We start from the raw sequence: 17,768 nt of genomic DNA, 5'->3' as shown, positions 1-17,768 counted from the left end.
ATGGCACGACAAGAAGAGATGACAAAACCGACTATGTCTGAAGTATTTCAAATGATTGATGCAGCGATTAAGTATGATCCAGATGCAACAAAAGGTAAGGAAGGAGTTTACCAGTTTAATATTAAAGGTGATGAAGAAGGAATCTATCAAATGATTATAGATGAACAAGGTCCGCGTGCTGTTGAAGGCGAAGAGCTACCCGCTCAAGTAACCCTTGAGATGAATGGAGACGATTTTAAGGAAATGGTCGCAGGTACACTCAATCCGACGGCTGCATTCATGGGTGGTAAACTCAAAATTAAAGGGAATATGGGGCTTGCTTTTAAGTTACAAACTGTACTCAATTCTTTCTCGTTTTAAAAAGGAGGAGGCATGATGAAACCTAATAATTTAGTAGAAATGCTTGATCGTACCGTTAAAAAGCACCCTAATAAGGATGCTTTTATGTGGAAAGAAGGAGGTGCGTATAAAAGAATAACTTATAAGGATTTTTGGAGTCGTATGATGCATGCCGCAGCAGGATTTGGCTACTTAGGATTAAAAGCAAATGATAAAGTGGCGCTCCTATCGAATAGTAACCCGATGTGGGGAATGACTGACTTTGCTTCTGCTAGTATAGGAGCCGTAAGTGTGCCAATATATCCGACGTTACCTTCAGAGCAAATTAATTATATTTTAAACAACGCAGACGTTAAAGCCATTGTTGTCGAGAATGAAGAGCAAAGGCAAAAAGTGTTAAATACACACTCTAACGTTGAGTGGATTATTACTATGTATCCTGACAATCAGTCTTCTTATGATGAAGGAGAGTTAAGTTTTGCTCAGCTACTGAAATATGGAAAAGAACATGCCCTTCCGAAATGGGAAAACCAGTGGCGACAAATTAATCGAGACCATTTATCTACTATCATCCACACCTCTGGCACGACGGGTATGCCAAAGGGAGTCATGTTAACACACGGGAATTTTCTAGCTAATATTGAAGGTGTTCAATTTTGGTTAATCGAACTTCTACCAGAAGACCTCTCACTATCATATCTTCCGCTATCACATGTTTTTGAACGGATGGCAGGTCATTATATGCCATTATCCGTTGGGACCACTATGCTTATGCAGAAAGTATTGATACCATCCAAGAAAACATACAAGAAGTCAGACCAACTGTTCTAACAAGTGTTCCAAGATTATTTGAAAAGGTATATGCCAAAGTCATGGAAGAGATCAACCAAGGAACACCTGTTAAGAAAAATGTGTTTAATTGGGCTGTAAAAGTTGGTGAAGAACGATACGAGAAATATATAGAATCTTCTTTTGATCAATTAATTTTAGGTGAAACCATGTCTAAATCGTTCTTACGTAAATGGAAACTTGCAGATCGTTTAGTCTATCAAAAGATTAAAAAGAAACTGGGTGGCCGGTTAAGAGGGATGGTCTCTGGTGGTGGAACTCTTAACCCAGAATTAGCTAAATTCTTTTGGGCGATTGATTTACCATTACTTGAAGGGTACGGCTTGACGGAAACAACTCCTGTCATTTCAACGAATCCAATGATCCGTGCTAAGGCTGGGACAGTAGGAAAAGTATTACCTAATATTGACGTTAAAGTCGCAGAGGACGGTGAAGTATTAGTTAAAGGCCCAAGTGTTATGAAAGGCTATTATAATGATGATGAAGCTACCTCACAGGCTTTTGTTGATGGCTGGTTCCACACAGGTGACCTTGGTCAGTTTGACGATGAAGACTACCTAAAATAATAGGAAGGAAAAAACGATTACTCGTCTTATCGACAGGTAAAAACGTTGCCCCTCAGATTTCTGAAAGCGCTCTTAATGATAGTGCTTATATTGAACACTCCGTTTGGTAGGAGATAAGCAAAAGTATGTGATCAGTCTCATCTATCCAGACTATGAAAACTTAGAAATTTGGGCTAAAGGGAAAAATCTTCAATATGATAGCTATCAGGAACTAGTAGAGAAAGAAGCTGCATTAGAGCTGTTCAATAAAGAAATTAAAGAACATACTTCGAATCTAGCAGATTTCGAGAAACCCAAAAATGGATCATTATTGGTGACGAGTGGTCGGTTGAAACGGGTGAATTAACACCTAAGTTAACTGTTAAAGTAAATGTGGTGGAAAAAAAAGTACGAAAGCCTTATCAAAGAAGCTTATGGATCAGATTATTCTGAGGCAGTTAAGGGTGAAGTCGTCAATCAAGGTTGATTTTGATTGAACACTTAATTGGAGGTGGTGTCTTAATGGCGAATCATTATTTTTTACTGGTTTTCCTGGTTTTATCTCAATTAATTTAATTAAGCAATTAATCAAAGGAAATTCGGATGTGGGCAAAATCTCCTTACTCGTCTTACCAACTATGAAGACGAAAGCCCAAGAAGAATTAACTCAACTTAAAGAAGAATTAAACATGGGTGAAAGCGGGCCAAAGTTTGAATTAATCTTAGGAGATATTACCAAGCCAAATTTAAATATAGAAACAGAGACGAATAAGCAATTAATCGATTCTGTTAGATACGTTTTCCACTTGGCAGCCATTTATGACCTTGCTGTACCTAAAAAGCTAGCCTATGAGGTTAATGTCAAAGGCACGGCAAATGTCAATCAGTGGGTGAAGTCTTTAAAAAACCTCAAGAGATATGTCTATTTCAGCACGGCCTATGTTGCAGGAAAAAGGCAAGGGCCTATTTTAGAGACTGAGCTTGATAAAAAGCAAGAGTTTAAGAATCATTATGAACATACAAAATATGAAGCTGAAGTACTTGTTGAGCAGTTGAAAGAGAGCGTACCACTCACCATTATACGACCTGGGGTTGTTGTCGGACATTCTAACTCTGGTGAAACGACTAAATTCGATGGCCCCTATTTTCTATTAAACTTTTTCGACCGTTTGCGTTTTTCTCCAATCATCCCTTATCTAGGTAAAGGAGAAGCTGAAGGGAACTTTGTGCCAATTAATTACATAATAGACGCAACTATTTATTTAAGCCATTCAGATAAAGGCATCGGAAAAAACGTATCATTTAACAGATTCTAATCCTTATCAGATGAAAGACATCTATCGAATGATGTTAGAGCGTTTATTAAATAGAAAGCCATTAGGTACTATTCCTTTGTTGTTTGCTAAAGTGTTTCTATCTTTTTCTATTATTAGAAAGTGGTTAAAAGTTGAGAAAGAAGCCTTAGATTATTTCACGTTTAAATCTGAGTTTGATGCTACTCATTCTAAGTTAGACTTAGAAGGATCTGGCATAGCCTGTCCAGACTTTAAAAATGTCATTGATGCGATTGTTCCTTATTATGAACAACATAAACACGATGAGCAAAAGCATATTGAAATTCGATGAAGGTTAGGGGTGATGAGGTGAGTTATGCGGAAATCGTTGAAGAGCAAAAAACTTATTTTAATTCTAAAGTAACGCTAGATCTTAATTACCGGATCAAGGCTTTAAGCCAATTAAAAGAAACGATTAAAACATTTGAACGAGATATCTTTCAAGCATTAAAAGATGATCTCAATAAATCCGAATTCGAATCATATTCATCTGAAGTTGGGGTTATTTTACAAGAAATAAGCTTTACTTTAAAACAATTAAGGCGTTGGGCTAAACCAACCAAAGCTAAGACGCCAATAACTCATCTTGGTTCCAGAAGCTACATCTATCCTGAACCTTATGGAGTGTCACTCATTATCGCTCCATGGAATTATCCCTTTCAATTGTGTCTAGCACCATTAATCGGAGCAATTGCAGCTGGAAATTGCGCTGTCATCAAACCATCAGAATTAACGCCACATACTGCTAACATCGTCGGTCAAATTATTCAAAGGACCTTTCCAGAAGATATATAACTGTCATTAATGGTGGTGTTGAAGTCAGTCAAGACCTTCTATCATTACCATTTGATAAGATCTTTTTACTGGGAGCACCCGTGTAGGGAAAATTGTCATGAAGCAAGCATCTGAACATTTAGTGCCTACTACTTTGGAATTAGGCGGGAAAAGCCCGTGTATTGTTCATGAGGATGCTAATTTGAAATTAGCTGCCAAACGAATCGCTTGGGGGAAATTTTTAAATGCTGGCCAGACATGTATCGCACCAGATTATCTTTACGTGCATCAGTCTGTAAAAGAGGAGTTTTATCTTACCTAAAGGAAGCGATTGAAGAGTTATATGGGAAGGAACCTTTGAAGAACGAAGATTATACAAGAATAGTTAATGAGGAACACTTTGAGCGCCTTAGTTCATTTATAGATGATCATACAGTGTGTATGGGCGGTAAAAGAAGTAAAGATCAATTAATGATAGAGCCTACCGTCCTTACACCCGTGACTTGGGAAGATTCTATTATGAAAGAAGAGATTTTTGGGCCGATTTTACCAGTATTAGAATTTCGAGAGCTTTCTGAAGTCATTCATAACCTAAATAATCAAGCCCATCCACTAGCCCTATATTTATTTTCAAATGAACATGACGTTCAAGAGTGGTTGGTTAATGAAACCTCATTTGGCGGTGGTTGTATTAATGATACCGTTTATCATTTTGCATCTTCCCATTTACCGTTTGGTGGTGTAGGAGCTAGTGGAATGGGTGCTTACCATGGAAAAGCAAGTTTCGAAACGTTTTTCGCATCAAAAAAGTGTTTTAAAACAAACAGTTTTATTTGACCTACCATTTCGCTATCCCAATATAAAAAATGGATTAAATAAATTAAAATGGTTCCTTAAATAAGATCGCTACGAATTGCTTTAGCAACTGCTTCCGTTCGATTACGTGCATCCATCTTTTGAATAATCGCCGATACATAATCCCTCACTGTATACTCACTAAGCATTAATTGACTAGCTGCCTCAGTAGTGGATGCACCTTCAGACATTAGTTTTAAAACTTCTAATTCTCTAGGTGAGAGATGAAACGAAGCCTTTTGTTTATGAGGTGAATGTTGTTGGTATTTACTTAATAGTTCACCTGCTGTTTTTCCAAATTTAATTAATGCTGAAAATGTTTCATGTGTTAACTTAAACTGTTGATTTGGTCCTTGATCTAGTATCGCTGCACCTAATAATTGGTTAGAAGAAGTTGAGAAAATCGGTGCTACGACAATAGATTGTAATTGAAATTGTTCAACATATTTTCTTGGAAAGCCTAAGGTTGCATCTTTGATATATATGGGCTGAAGAAAGCTCATCGTTTTCTTAAATAGATTTACAATATTTAAGTTATTTTGGATAATGGGTAAATTGTCGATATCTTCGGTTATGTTCTGTATCGCGTTCGTATCAATTTGATAACCGTATAAACCAAACCCCATCCCTTCGTTCATAGAGTATGAAAATAGAGCGCACCGTTCAAATGGTAGATATTTAACATATCCCTCTGAAATAGCTTCAATAGCTTCATCATAGTCATTTGAATTAATAATGGATTCGTTAAACATAATCACAGAATCTTTCCAATGGTGTTCATCTTTTTGCTTTTTGATCGACTCTCTTCCATTTTCAAAAATGTGTAACGCATAGGTAATAAATGGAGTAATATTGACTATTTCATTGGTATTAGCACATATGAGTAAAGTTCCTTCTTGATAAGGAAGTGAGATTGTATTCATAATCCGCTTTTTATCTTCTGGCATTTGATTGATTAACAGCTCTGATAATGCATAAATTGATCTCGCTTTAAGTGGTTCATCTTCGACAATTAGATTTTGATTCATATTATTAAACCATTTTTCAACCACATAGGTTCCCTCTTCTTGAGTAATGGCTGCTGCCCACTCAATCGGCAGTTGTCTTGAACTAATTAGATTCTTTAAGAAATAATCAATTGAGAAGTATTGCTCGTAAGGCAAAGACGTTAGGTTCTCACTGATTTTTGAAAACAGGTAATGTATAGACTGGTGTAAATCATATTGATCATCTTTTTGAGTTTGTAAGACTTTATGTACAGCATTTTCTAATAAAGAAATGATGAAATGGTTGCCTTGAAAAGATAGTGGTTGTTCCTGGTAAAGTCGCAGGTCTACCTCTTCTTCATGTTTAACAGTTTCTAATTCATTAGAAAACAGGTAGTCAGAGAAAAATTAACGGTTGCTTCAATATCATCTGCTGATTTCTTCCCTGTCGATTTGAAGTGATTTATGATGTTATTCCATTCATCTAAGATGGGTTTCTGATTAGCTTGTATCACATTTAACCCTTCTTTAAGTACAGGGTACATGATGTGGTCTAACGAAAGAGTTAACATAATTTGCTCCTTTCGTTTAACGTTAAGTCTTTTCTAAATTTTACATTAATTATAATTGGATTATTCAGATTATTCAATAAAAAACAGTTATAACCAAGCTTAACTTTTCGAAGTATATAATAATTCAAACATTAAACCTAAGTCTTTAGACCCCCCGATTATTTTAGGTGTTAGATAATGAACTAGGATAATTTATATCAAAAGTTCCTATTTTGTCGGGTATGATTCTGACCCATCTTTTCTTATAATTTAAATAAATAATTGAAAATTTAGATAAATAGCAAGTTTTAAGGATCAAAAAATTGTTATAACAATTTTTATTCAAATATTGAAAGCGTTAACACGATATGTACTTGAAAATACAAACATATTTGGAGGTGGATTATTAGCGTTTATTGTATAGGACCTTGTTGATCTATCATAATAATTTTTTTAAAAGGAAAGGTGATTAGGTGTGAGTAAAGAACAAAATGCAACGGTCGGAAGTGTGCTGAAAAAGAAATTAGTGGTGGCGCTATTATCTGGGTTTATAGCGCTAGGAGCTTTAATTGGTGTCTTTGGCTTTAGTGGTACAGCTTTTGCCTTACCATTAGGTGGAATTGGGGACTTCTATGTTAAGTTTGATGAACTAAACGGTAAAGGGTTTCAATTAATGCCACAAATTGGTGAAACAGGTGAATCGGATGCTGAGCCGATGATTCGAAATAAAATTGAAGAAGTAGAAATTACGAACTTCATATCTTAAAGATATTAAACTACCAAATGGAAATTGGATCAGAATTAATATTGTTGCAGATGGTAAAACGACCATTAGTGGACTCATTCAGGATGCTCGTCTAATTGATGCTGATTTAAAAATTTGATGAACTTGCGATTAAACAGAAGAACACCGATAACTATAAACAAAACTGGACTCAAGATGCGGCGAACATCAATATTAAAGATGCTACTTTAGTAACCGATTATCTATTTCAACAAGTGGTTAGTTTAGAAGGCACTAAAATTTATATCGATAAAATTGATGAGCCTTATATTTACGAAATGGATTAAATCATCTTGAAGGAGGCTTTTATATGTTTAAAAAGAAGGAATCAATCTCAAAAGAAGAGCGATTACAACAGAAGTATTCCAAAATAAACGAGTCAGGTAAATTTAAAAAATGGCGTAATCAAAGACCTTTCTGGGGAGCTACCTTAACGCTATTGGCAGGATTAATGATTTTATATATTCCAACGCATTTGTATGCCATTGCTTTTATACCAGGGTCATTAGTGTTTGTAGGTTATTTATTTGGAGGATTAACGCTAATACTTGGCTTGTTATCGTATATATTTCCACAGTTCTCAACTGTATTTGGTGTGATGACGATTTTTATATCTGTTTTATCCATTATGGGTGCGTTAGGCGGATTTGTCGTTGGTACGATTATTGGAATCATCGGTGGATCTCTCCTAGTTGCATGGGAGAAGGTTGAATTATCAGTTAAAGATGATGACCCCGATTTAGAGTCCGTTCAAACCGCTCAAGCTTAAATGCTAAATTTTGTATCTTAGGAGACATGTCTATGAAAGACCGTCACCAATTTCATCGATTGTATAAATTAAGTTTAATTATTGTATTAATTATTGGAGTGCTTGTACCTTATTTCTCTGAGCAACCTGCAATGGCTAGTGAAGAAAACAGTGGTGATTCTGGCTTTCTCATTCATTCGGAAAAAGTAGAAGGTGAAATGAACTTACTAGGGGCAGCACTTGGGAAAATTGATATTCGTTCAGGTACGATTGAAGGACTCACGATCGTCAGCAAACTGGGCACACCAAGTGGTCCTATGACGACGCAAATTACCTCTGAAGGCCCTGTTCCTGTTAAAAATTTAAAGGCAACCACAGCTGGTCATTCTTTTCCAGAAATAGGTGGCTTTTGCGGGGTTGATGTGTTATCTGTCTTTAATAATGGGAACTTAGAGCAAGTTTTAAAAAATACATCATTAAATCAAATCAAGTCAGCATCTGAAACCATGGGGTATGATTTAATTAAATTATTGAGTCAAGCAAATGGTCCAGATATTGATTATGAAGAGTTTTTTAACACGACTGGTGATTTACCACTTACAGAATCACTAGAGCTGTTGACAGAACTATTAAGAGAAAAAGGGTATGAACCTAATGTTGATTTGTCTAATCCATTTACCAAACAAGAAATAGCTGAACTAATGGACGTGTTAGGAGTCAATGTTGGTTTAAATCAAATCTTAAATGCCGTTCAGCCTGAACCTATTTTGCCTTATTGGATGGTATTAATCTGGGACCGCTATATGTCGATGTTTGTTTAGAAGACGTCACCATGAAAGTAGTCGAACAAAGTGTAGAGAATATTAGCCTTCCAGATACGGAGATTAAAACATGTTATAAGGAAGAGTGTGACATAAAAGTTAGCCAAAGTTCTTCAGAATCTAAACTAGATCAACTGAAAAACCTACCAGAAATTGATCAAAATGCTACTACCACGAAAAGTTTAATTGAGGAACAAAAGGAAATAAATGAAACGAAAAACGACTATGAGAAAGATCAAGAACGTCTAAATAATCTTCAAACATTATTAGATAAAGCCAATAACTTATACAGTCAAATTCAGAATCGCAATTACTTAAATGAGATTGATCAGTCACATAATAAAATTGATCAATTACTCAAGTCTAATGAGGGTAAATTAGGAACAAAATTAAAATCACTTTCTAATGATGTGCAGAATCAATATGATTCTTTATATCAAAACACGAGCACGTTGGTTAAGTTGATGAATCAAGTGTCATCTGAAATTGATTCGATAAAAGAACGGATGGATAAGTACGAATCCTTTATTCAGAAAGCAAAGGACCAAAAGAAAGGTGAAACGTATTATACGCTTATCCAATTAATTTATGAGAAATACGGAGATTCTCAAGCACGTATCATTAATCAAACAGAGTTGGTCAAAGAACTAGAAGCATTCATTGAAGAATTTAATAAAACAGAAACTAGACATCAAAATTATCCGATCAATCGATGACTTTATTAAAAGAAGTAGAATCCGTTACAAAAGATATTGCAACAGTAGAGAAGAAAATTAATGGTATTACTGAGGTTGAGGAAAAAAGACCGTCAAACTAATGAGGAATCGAAGAATGAAGAAACGAAAAACGATGAAACGACGAATAAAGCGAAAGATATAGTTGATGACACTAAAGATATTATAGATGATACTAAAGAAAAAATCACAAATCCGGTAAACTCAGACCAAAACAAAGAGTCAGATGAATCCCCTCAAGAAAAAACCAACCAGAGGATAACGAAGAATCTGATGAAGACAATCAAACTGATGATGGTCAAGAAAATGAGGAAGAGGAAGAAGATAAAGAGTGCTTTAAATTATTAGGTCTTCCGTTATTTTGTAATTAAATAGACTGAAATAGAATATATTAAAGAGGCCAGGACAAAACATGTCTTGACCTAGAAGAAGACGAATATTAGGGGTTAATTTACTCCCTAAAATTCGTCTTCATTTTTTAGCTGCGTCAAAATGCAAATCTAGTTGGGTAACTGATTTTTCATATTGATTCATACTTTGCTAGTTTGTTATAATATATTAAAAATTCTGAACATACTAACTGGTACGTATGCTAAAATATATAGTAGAGAACTTTTCAAGATCATTTTCACCTTTTCATACTTACTGGTTGGTATGTCGTTTAATATTCTATGAAAGGAGTTAGTTTTATGAACAATACGAAACACTTTGAATTTTGGCCAGCAAGGTTGCCGAAGTCATTAACAGTCCCTAAGACAACGCTTTTTGAAGATTTGGAGATGACAACGAGAAAGTATCCAGACAAAGTGGCTATGCAGTATTATGGGGCTTCGTATACTTACGAAGAGATTTATTCTGAAGCCCAGAAGCTGGCAGGGTACTTGGAGCATGAGTTAGGAATTCAAAAGCAGGACAAAGTCTTATTGTTTATACAAAATTCACCTCAATTTTTGATTAGTTTTTTTGCTATATTACGTCTTCGTGCTGTTGTTGTTCCCATTAATCCAATGAGTGTAACGGAGGATTTGGAATTTTACGTCAAAGACTGCGGTATTAATCATGGGATCGTTGGACAAGAATTAATTAATAAAGTATTGCCTCTTAAAGAATCTCACTTATTAAGCGAGTTAATCGTTGCTACTTACTCTGATTATATTAATCAGTCAAACACTTCACTTGAACTACCTTCACTTGTTACTGAACCACGTCAAACGAATATAGAAGTAATCTCTTGGCATGAAGCAATGCAAGCTGAGAAAAAGGCTACTGAATTTAACGGCAAAGAGAATGATGTTGCTGTCATTCCTTACACCTCTGGCACGACAGGCCTTCCAAAAGGTTGTATTCACACGAATCGAACGGTACAAGCAAATACAGTCGGAGCCGCTCACTGGATGAACATGACGGCAGATACGGTTACGTTAACGACACTGCCTCTTTTCCATGTGACGGGTTTAGTTCATAGTGCTTTAACACCTATTTATGCTGGTGGGACGCTAGTTATCCTAACTCGCTGGAATCGTGAAAATGCAGCAAAAGCCATTGAGGAATTTGGATGTAATCATTGGATTAATATTAGTACCATGTTAATCGATTTTCTCTCTAATCCAAATTTAGAAAACTACGATATTTCTTCTCTTACTCAAATTGGTGGAGGAGGAGCACCTTTACCTGAAGCTGTGGGTGAAGACCTATATAACCGAACTGGACTAAGGTTTGTGGAAGGTTATGGGTTATCAGAAACCATTTCTCATACTCACTTTAATCCCCCAGATCGTCCTAAATTACAGTGTTTAGGCATTCCTTCTTTTGATGTTGATGCTAGAGTGATAGACCTTGAGAGTGGAGAAGAGTTAGGGGCAAATGAAGAAGGTGAGCTAGTCGTTAATGGACCGCAAGTTTTCAAAGGGTATTTCCAGCGTGATGAAGAAAATGAAAAGTCATTTATTACGTTAGATGGTAAGTCATTTTTCAGAACAGGAGATATCGTCAAAATGGATGAAGATGGTTACTTCTTCATAGTCGACCGTCTTAAGCGAATGATTAATGCGTCTGGATATAAAGTGTGGCCGACTGAGGTAGAATCCATTTTATATAAGCATCCAGCTGTTCAGCAAGCGTGTGTGGTCAGTGCGCCTGATGAAAAACGAGGCGAAACAGTTAAAGCGTTTGTGATTCTAAAAGAAAATTATAAAGGGGAAGTAGACGAAGGAGATTTGATCAATTGGTCTAAAGACCAAATGGCAGCTTACAAATATCCTAGAATCGTAGAATTCAAAGAAGAGTTTCCTACAACAAGTAGTGGGAAAATTCTTTGGCGCGAGTTACAAAAGAACAGCTAAAAATTAGAAAGGATGAATGTAGATGGGTGAATGGATTGAAACGGTAACAGGTAAGATTCCAGTTGAGAAGATGGGGAAGACACTTATTCATGAGCATTTTGTTTTTGGATATCCAGGTTTTCAAGGGGATATCACGTTAGGTAGGTTTAATGAACTTGATGCCATTGATGCAGGAGTTCAAGCAGCTAAAGCAGTTCAGCAATTTGGAGTTCAAACAGTCGTTGATCCGACACCAAATGAGTGTGGTCGAAACCCGGAAGTTTTGAAAGCGATTTCAGAGGAAACTGGCTTACAAATTATCTGTTCTACGGGTTATTACTACGAAGGTGAGGGGGCCACCCCGTACTTTAAGTTCCGTCAGTCGTTAGGGACAGCTGAGAAAGATATTTATGAGATGTTCTATGAGGAAATTACAGGTGGAATTGGTGAGACCGGCATACGCCCTGGTTATATTAAACTTGCGACAAGTAAAGATACCATTACCCCTTATGAACGAATGTTTTTTGAAGCCGCCGCAAAAGTCCATAAAGAAACCGGAATTCGAATCATCACACATACACAAGAAGGGACTATGGGGCCAGAGCAGGCGAAGCTTTTAACGGAGTTAGGTGTTAATCCAGATAAAATTGTCATCGGACATATGTGTGGCAATACGAACCCTGACTATCATAAAGAAACAATGAAATACGGTGTGAAAATTGGCTTTGATCGATTCGGCCTACAAAAATGGTTGGTGCACCTACGGATGATGAGCGAGTGGAAACGATTGTCCAGTTGTTTGAGGATGGGTACGCTGGCCAAATTATGTTATCACATGATTCGATCACACATTGGATGGGACGTCCTCTAGAGATGGATGAACAAGTTGCTATGTTAGTTGCCAACTGGCACCCAACGCATATTTTCGAAAATATTGTACCTCAGCTTAAAGAGCGTGGAATATCAGATGAGGATATAGATCAATTGTTTTATTTAAATGAGGTTAGTAGTTTAGTGAAATAAAAAGTAGGAGGGAGCGGATTGAGAGATTTATTAAGAAAAAGCTGGCCAAAAGATGTGCCTGAGACGTTAACTTATCGTTTAGGAGAGAAACCTCTGCATGACTATTTATTAAAGAACGCAATGGAAAAACCTAACCAGTCTGGGTATGTTTTTTATGGACAGAATCTCACTTGGAAAGAGTTAGCAGATGATGCTTTGCGTTTAGCTGAGTTTTTAAGTCTAAAAGGAATTCGGAAAGGGGACCGAGTTGCTCTTTATTTGCAAAACTCACCGCAATATATCATTGGTCATTATGCTATTCAGATGATTGGAGCAGTTGTGGTTCCTTTAAATCCAATGTACAAAGAATCCGAACTTGATTATTTTCTTAATGAAGCGGAGATCAAAGTCGTGATTGCAGGTCAAGAATTGTATACACAAATTAAGAATGTGAGCAGTAAGGCGCCTTCACTTGAGTTCGTAATCACCACAAATTATGCGAATTATTTACCTGGAAATCCAACATTACCTGTACCTAAAGAGTTAAATACAGGTAATGTTAATACAAATTCTGCTTATGATTTTGTAACTAGTATTAAGTCAACTGAGCCTCTAATAGAAACAGCTGAAATAGATTTGTGGAATGACGTGGGTCTAATGGTATTTACTTCAGGAACAACTGGTAGACCTAAGGCAGCGATGCTTACTTTTGGCAATGCCTTATTTAAAACAGCTGCAACTGCACAAGCCTACATGGTTAATGAAGCAGATCAAACACTTGCAACGGCCCCACTATGTCATATTGCAGGTATGGTAATGGGTGTTAATATTCCTGTCTATCAATCTTTAGAATGCGTATTACTGACAAGATTTGAACCAGAGGCGGCTATTCAATCTATTGAGAAATATAAAATAAGTAAACTTTACACCGTAGCTCCAATGAATGCAGCTATTCTTAATCATCCAAACATTGAAACGCGCAATCTAACATCATTAAAGTTAAACTTCGCAACAAGTTTCGGAATGAACGTGGATGAAAAGCTTGCTTCTGTATGGTCACAATTAACTGACGGCTGTGTATTATTAGAGGCAGCTTACGGACTAAGTGAAACTCATACATGCGACACATTTATGCCAATCGATCACATTAAATTTGGGTCATGTGGTATTGCAACATACGATACTGAAATAAGAATTGTTGACCTTGAATCAGGGGAAGATCTTAAGCCAGGCCAACAAGGTGAAATTGTGATTAAAAGCCCAGGTGTCTTTAAAGGTTATTTAAACCGTCCGGAGGCTACTGAAGAGACCTTACGTGATGGTTGGGTCTTCACAGGAGATATCGGACAGTTAGATGAAGAGGGTTACTTATATTTTAATGGAAGAGTAAAAGAGATGATCAAATCATCCGGTTACAGCGTCTTCCCTGAAGATGTTGAGGCATTGATGAGCGAACACGATGCTATTTTGCAAGTCGCATGCATTGGGGTTCCAGATGCCACAAGAGGAGAAAGTGTTAAAGCTTTTATAGTCTTAAAGCCTGAATGGATTGGAAGAATTACAGAAGAAGAAGTGATCTCCTGGGCAAAGAATTATATGTCAGATTATAAGTATCCTCGCTCTGTTGAATTTATTGAAGAGCTTCCTGCAACAAGCTCTGGAAAAGTGCTAAGACGACTATTAAAAGAAGAATAATTAGACAGTAAGTAAATGTGGGTAAGGAGATTTCAATGAAAAAAGAATTAGAGGTTTTAACAGAAAAGAAGGAACAAGCTAAATTAGGCGGTGGATTAAATAAAATTGAAAAACAACATCAAATGGGTTTCCTAACCGCAAGAGAGCGTATTCATTTGCTTGTGGATCCCGGATCGTTTTTAGAGCTGGGATCCTTGGCTCACTCAGATCAACCTGGTGCTGATCTGAAAAGTGCAGGTGATGGGGTGGTTACTGGTCTAGCCAAAGTTAATGATCGACAGGTTGTGGTTCAAGCATCTGATAAAACCGTGTTTGCCGGAACAGAAGGTATGGTTTATTTCAGAAAACTAAAGCCTCATGAATTCGCCGTAAAAAGAGGAATGCCGCTAATTAATTTAATGGAAGGCGGCGGATTAAGAATGCCAGATGGAATGGGATCTGATGGGATTAGTCAAATGCTCTTCCCTCAAGAGCTACTACAACATAACCGGTCAGTACCGATGATTACGGCAATACTGGGGGATAGCTTTGGTGGACCGACTTGGACTGCCGTTTCATCTGATTTTGTAACTCAGGTAAAGGGTACTTCTATGGCAGTTGCAGGTCCTAGAATGTTAGAAGTGGCAACAGGAGAAAAAGTGACTAATGAAGAATTGGGCGGCTGGGAAGTTCATGCCGAATACACTGGACAGGTTGATCAATTTGCTGAAACAGAAGAAGAAGCAATTGAACAGATTAAACAATTTTTAAGTTATGTGCCCCAGCATTCAGGTATTGAACCTTACAAGCAACCTACTAACGATCATCCGCAGCGTGTCATAGATGAGGTAACAGAAATTGTACCTACCAGGAGAACGCGTGCATATGACATGAAAAAGTTATCGAATTAATTGCTGATGATGGTGACTATTTTGAATTAAAACCAACATTTGGAAAGGCGTTATTAACCTGTCTAACTAGAATAAACGGCAGAGTCGTTGGAATTATTGCAAATCAACCCATGCAATTCGCAGGTTCAGCAGGTCCTAAAGAATGCGATAAAGCAACTGACTTTATCTGTTTATGTGATTCTTACCACATTCCGCTCATATTTTTACATGATATTCCTGGCTTTAGAGTCTCTAGTGAGGCAGAAAAACATAAAATCCCTACTAAGATTATGATGTGGAACCAAGCTCTTGCTCAATCAACCGTTCCTAAAATATCCATTGTTATTAGGAAGAGCATCGGAGCTGCTTATGGAAATATGTGCGGACCAGGAATGGGAGCTGACTTTGTCGTCGCATGGCCGACAGCAGAAATTAATTTCACAGGTCCTGAGGTGGGGATTAACGTTGTGTATGGTCGTGAATTACAGAAAGCGGATGATGTAAAAAAGGAACGCCAAGAGCTTCTAAAGCTTTGGGGCTTTGATAGTTCACCTGAAAAAGCAGCTGGAAAATATTTAATAGATGACATTATTGACCCAAGAGAAACTCGTAAGTTCATCAGTCAAACACTTGAGTTTTCTTGCTCGAAAAAGGGCTCAATTAGTGAAAGAAAATTGGCAAACTGGCCAACAGGATTTTAGAGTGATAGAGGAGGAACGTATATGCGAAGCTGGAAAGTGACAAAACTAGGGAATCCAAAAGATGCTTTAGAACTTCAGGAGGTTGATCAACCAAGTGTGAAAAAGGAAAGGTTTTAATAGAGGTGGAAGCAGCCTCTCTTAACTTTTTGATATTTTATTATGCCAAGGGAAGTATCAGGAAAAGCCGCCACTTCCTTTTACCCCGGGGTCTGAGATATCCGGAATTGTTCGTGAAGTGGGAGAAGGATCTAAATTAGAAGTAGGGCAAAAGGTACTAGCAACACCTGGGTTACCAGAAGGTGGTTTATCAGAGTTTGTTGTAGCGCCTGAAGAATCTGTCTATGTTGTACCAGATTCAATGTCTGCAAGTGAAGCAGCGGGTATGTTTATCACTTACCAAACTGCCTATTATGCTTTGTTTTACCGTAGTCAACTTCAAAAGGAAGAAGTCCTATTAGTTCACGCAGGAGCGGGTGGTGTTGGCTCTGCAGCCATTCAATTAGGTAAAGCGAAAGGTGCTAAAGTCATTGCGACAGCAGGTGGCCCTGAGAAAGTAAAGGTTTGTGAAGATCTAGGAGCAGATGTGGTCGTTGACTATAATAAGGATGATTTTGTTTCGGTCGTTAAAGACGTAACGAATGGTGAGGGTGCAAATGTTATTTTTGACCCAGTTGGTGCGGATGTTTTTGATCGGTCGAAAAAATGCATCGCCTTTGATGGACGGTTATTAGTCATAGGTTTTGCTGGGGGTCGAATACCAGAAGTTGCTGTTAATCATGCCTTAGTTAAAAACTATTCTATAGTTGGGGTTCACTGGGGACTGTTTGCAAAAAGAAATCCTCAGGAAGTAAGAAGGATTCACGATCACTTAATGGATTTATATCACAAAGGAGATTTTCGTCCGTTGATTTATAACGAATACCCACTTGAGGATGTCCCAAATGCATTAGAAGTGTTAGGCGAACGGAAGTCGTATGGGAAGTTAATAGCAATTCCATAAAATATGGTGAGGCCCAAGTTCTTGGGTCTCAATTTTTAAACTTAAGGAGAGGTTACAGTATGCGTTTAATTAATAAAGTAGCTATTATAACAGGTGGTGGGGGCGGAATTGGTAGGGCCACGGCCATACGATTTGCGCAGGAAGGAGCAAAAGTGCTAGTTGCAGATGTTAATGAAGAAGAAGTAAAGGAAACAGCTAGGCTAGTAATTGAATACGGCGGGGAATCCGTATTTTCTAAATGTGATATGTCTAACTCATCTGATGTAGAGAGAATGGTTGATGATTGTTTAAAAGCCTATGGAAAGATTGATATTTTATTTAATAATGCTGGTGTAGGAAGTCAAGAGATGAAACTACCAGATGTATCAATAGATGATTGGCAACGTGTGTTCAATATAAATATTAATGGTGTTTTTTATGGAATGAAATATGTTATTCCTCATATGAGCGAAGGTGCTTCGATTGTGAACACAGCTAGTATTGCTGGAATCAAAGGTCAGAAACTGGTGTCAGCCTATTCAGCTTCAAAAGGAAGTGTAATCACATTAACTAAGACAGCTGCAACAGAGTTTGGCAGAAAGAATATTAGAATTAATGCAGTCGCTCCAGGTGTGATTGACACGCAAATGGTTGAGAACTGGAAGGAAACTGACAAATGGCCGGTTTTATCAACGGCTAATGCTTTAAGAAGAGTTGGGAAAGCCGAGGAGATTGCGAATGCCGTATTATTTTTAGCATCAGATGAAGCTTCGTTTATTACTGGAGAAACACTTGTTGTCGATGGCGGGACTTTGAATATGTAAGCTATCATAATCCATTTGTAGAGAAAGAGGAACAATTTAATCAAATGGTTGAGATGA

General features: G+C 37.3%; 17 protein-coding genes and 3 pseudogenes. 18 read left to right on the top strand and 2 right to left on the bottom strand.

Features of this window, described 5'->3' with window-relative positions; translation table 11 throughout:
* The 7 genes and pseudogenes from JCM13188_RS09740 to JCM13188_RS09725 all read left to right on the top strand — a co-directional run bounded on the left by JCM13188_RS09740 (window position 1) and on the right by JCM13188_RS09725 (window position 4,742).
* Window positions 1-360, top strand: coding sequence for an SCP2 sterol-binding domain-containing protein (locus JCM13188_RS09740; protein ID WP_279401665.1), 360 nt, complete (start codon window positions 1-3; stop codon window positions 358-360).
* 15 nt (window positions 361-375) lie between these two features.
* Complete coding sequence (locus JCM13188_RS18870; RefSeq protein WP_279401664.1) at window positions 376-1,170, top strand: AMP-binding protein; 795 nt, start codon at window positions 376-378, stop codon at window positions 1,168-1,170.
* Window positions 1,086-1,754: an AMP-binding protein gene (locus JCM13188_RS18865; protein WP_369404938.1), complete on the top strand. Its 669-nt coding sequence runs from the start codon at window positions 1,086-1,088 to the stop codon at window positions 1,752-1,754. The genes JCM13188_RS18870 and JCM13188_RS18865 overlap by 85 nt, the downstream gene beginning before the upstream one ends.
* 127 nt (window positions 1,755-1,881) lie before the next feature.
* The gene (locus JCM13188_RS18860; RefSeq protein WP_279401663.1) at window positions 1,882-2,100 is read left to right on the top strand and encodes a hypothetical protein; all 219 of its coding nucleotides are present in this window, start codon (window positions 1,882-1,884) and stop codon (window positions 2,098-2,100) included.
* A gap of 193 nt (window positions 2,101-2,293) precedes the next feature.
* The gene (locus tag JCM13188_RS09730) at window positions 2,294-3,049 is read left to right on the top strand and encodes an SDR family oxidoreductase (RefSeq protein WP_369404937.1); all 756 of its coding nucleotides are present in this window, start codon (window positions 2,294-2,296) and stop codon (window positions 3,047-3,049) included.
* A gap of 28 nt (window positions 3,050-3,077) precedes the next feature.
* Entirely contained in the window at window positions 3,078-3,359 is a 282-nt protein-coding gene (locus JCM13188_RS20855) for a hypothetical protein (RefSeq protein ID WP_369404936.1), read from the top strand.
* Window positions 3,356-4,742, top strand: a pseudogene (locus JCM13188_RS09725) (aldehyde dehydrogenase). Before JCM13188_RS20855 ends, JCM13188_RS09725 begins: the two are co-directional and overlap by 4 nt.
* Here JCM13188_RS09725 and JCM13188_RS09720 read toward each other — a convergent pair.
* Together JCM13188_RS09720 and JCM13188_RS09715 are read right to left on the bottom strand one after the other, a co-directional pair.
* Window positions 4,735-5,859, bottom strand: a complete 1,125-nt coding sequence (locus JCM13188_RS09720; protein ID WP_054753763.1) for a response regulator transcription factor — start codon at window positions 5,857-5,859, stop codon at window positions 4,735-4,737. The pseudogene JCM13188_RS09725 and the gene JCM13188_RS09720 overlap by 8 nt on opposite strands.
* A gap of 197 nt (window positions 5,860-6,056) precedes the next feature.
* Window positions 6,057-6,254, bottom strand: a complete 198-nt coding sequence (locus tag JCM13188_RS09715) for a hypothetical protein (RefSeq protein ID WP_054753761.1) — start codon at window positions 6,252-6,254, stop codon at window positions 6,057-6,059.
* 454 nt (window positions 6,255-6,708) lie between these two features.
* On the opposite strand from JCM13188_RS09715, the gene JCM13188_RS18855 reads away from it, so the two are divergent.
* The 11 genes and pseudogenes from JCM13188_RS18855 to JCM13188_RS09660 all read left to right on the top strand — a co-directional run bounded on the left by JCM13188_RS18855 (window position 6,709) and on the right by JCM13188_RS09660 (window position 17,711).
* Window positions 6,709-6,999 carry a hypothetical protein gene (locus JCM13188_RS18855; protein WP_279401662.1) on the top strand — a complete coding sequence of 97 codons (291 nt, stop codon included), beginning with the start codon at window positions 6,709-6,711 and terminating at the stop codon, window positions 6,997-6,999.
* Between the two features lie 328 nt (window positions 7,000-7,327).
* Window positions 7,328-7,786 carry a DUF6114 domain-containing protein gene (locus JCM13188_RS09705; RefSeq protein WP_054753759.1) on the top strand — a complete coding sequence of 153 codons (459 nt, stop codon included), beginning with the start codon at window positions 7,328-7,330 and terminating at the stop codon, window positions 7,784-7,786.
* Window positions 7,787-7,818: 32 nt separating this feature from the next.
* Window positions 7,819-8,586, top strand: a complete 768-nt coding sequence (locus JCM13188_RS09700; RefSeq protein ID WP_054753758.1) for a hypothetical protein — start codon at window positions 7,819-7,821, stop codon at window positions 8,584-8,586.
* Window positions 8,587-8,597: 11 nt separating this feature from the next.
* Complete coding sequence (locus JCM13188_RS09695; protein ID WP_054753756.1) at window positions 8,598-9,302, top strand: hypothetical protein; 705 nt, start codon at window positions 8,598-8,600, stop codon at window positions 9,300-9,302.
* 60 nt (window positions 9,303-9,362) lie between these two features.
* Window positions 9,363-9,668 carry a hypothetical protein gene (locus JCM13188_RS09690; protein WP_054753754.1) on the top strand — a complete coding sequence of 102 codons (306 nt, stop codon included), beginning with the start codon at window positions 9,363-9,365 and terminating at the stop codon, window positions 9,666-9,668.
* Window positions 9,669-10,009: 341 nt separating this feature from the next.
* Window positions 10,010-11,662: a long-chain-fatty-acid--CoA ligase gene (locus tag JCM13188_RS09685; protein ID WP_054753753.1), complete on the top strand. Its 1,653-nt coding sequence runs from the start codon at window positions 10,010-10,012 to the stop codon at window positions 11,660-11,662.
* 22 nt (window positions 11,663-11,684) lie between these two features.
* Window positions 11,685-12,664: pseudogene (locus JCM13188_RS09680) on the top strand (phosphotriesterase family protein).
* An 18-nt stretch (window positions 12,665-12,682) separates the two neighbouring features.
* A complete protein-coding gene (locus tag JCM13188_RS09675) occupies window positions 12,683-14,338 on the top strand; it encodes an AMP-binding protein (protein ID WP_054753752.1) in 1,656 nt (551 codons plus the stop codon).
* A 35-nt stretch (window positions 14,339-14,373) separates the two neighbouring features.
* Window positions 14,374-15,908, top strand: a pseudogene (locus JCM13188_RS09670) (acyl-CoA carboxylase subunit beta).
* Between the two features lie 151 nt (window positions 15,909-16,059).
* Window positions 16,060-16,908, top strand: coding sequence for an NADPH:quinone oxidoreductase family protein (locus JCM13188_RS09665; RefSeq protein ID WP_279401679.1), 849 nt, complete (start codon window positions 16,060-16,062; stop codon window positions 16,906-16,908).
* Between the two features lie 59 nt (window positions 16,909-16,967).
* A complete protein-coding gene (locus JCM13188_RS09660) occupies window positions 16,968-17,711 on the top strand; it encodes an SDR family NAD(P)-dependent oxidoreductase (RefSeq protein ID WP_054753751.1) in 744 nt (247 codons plus the stop codon).
* Window positions 17,712-17,768: the final 57 nt, after the last annotated feature.

The sequence above is a fragment of the Piscibacillus salipiscarius JCM 13188 genome, assembly GCF_001311865.1.
Classification (GTDB): Bacteria; Bacillota; Bacilli; order Bacillales; family Alkalibacillaceae; genus Piscibacillus; species Piscibacillus salipiscarius.
This window is presented reverse-complemented; position numbering and strand designations above follow the sequence as displayed.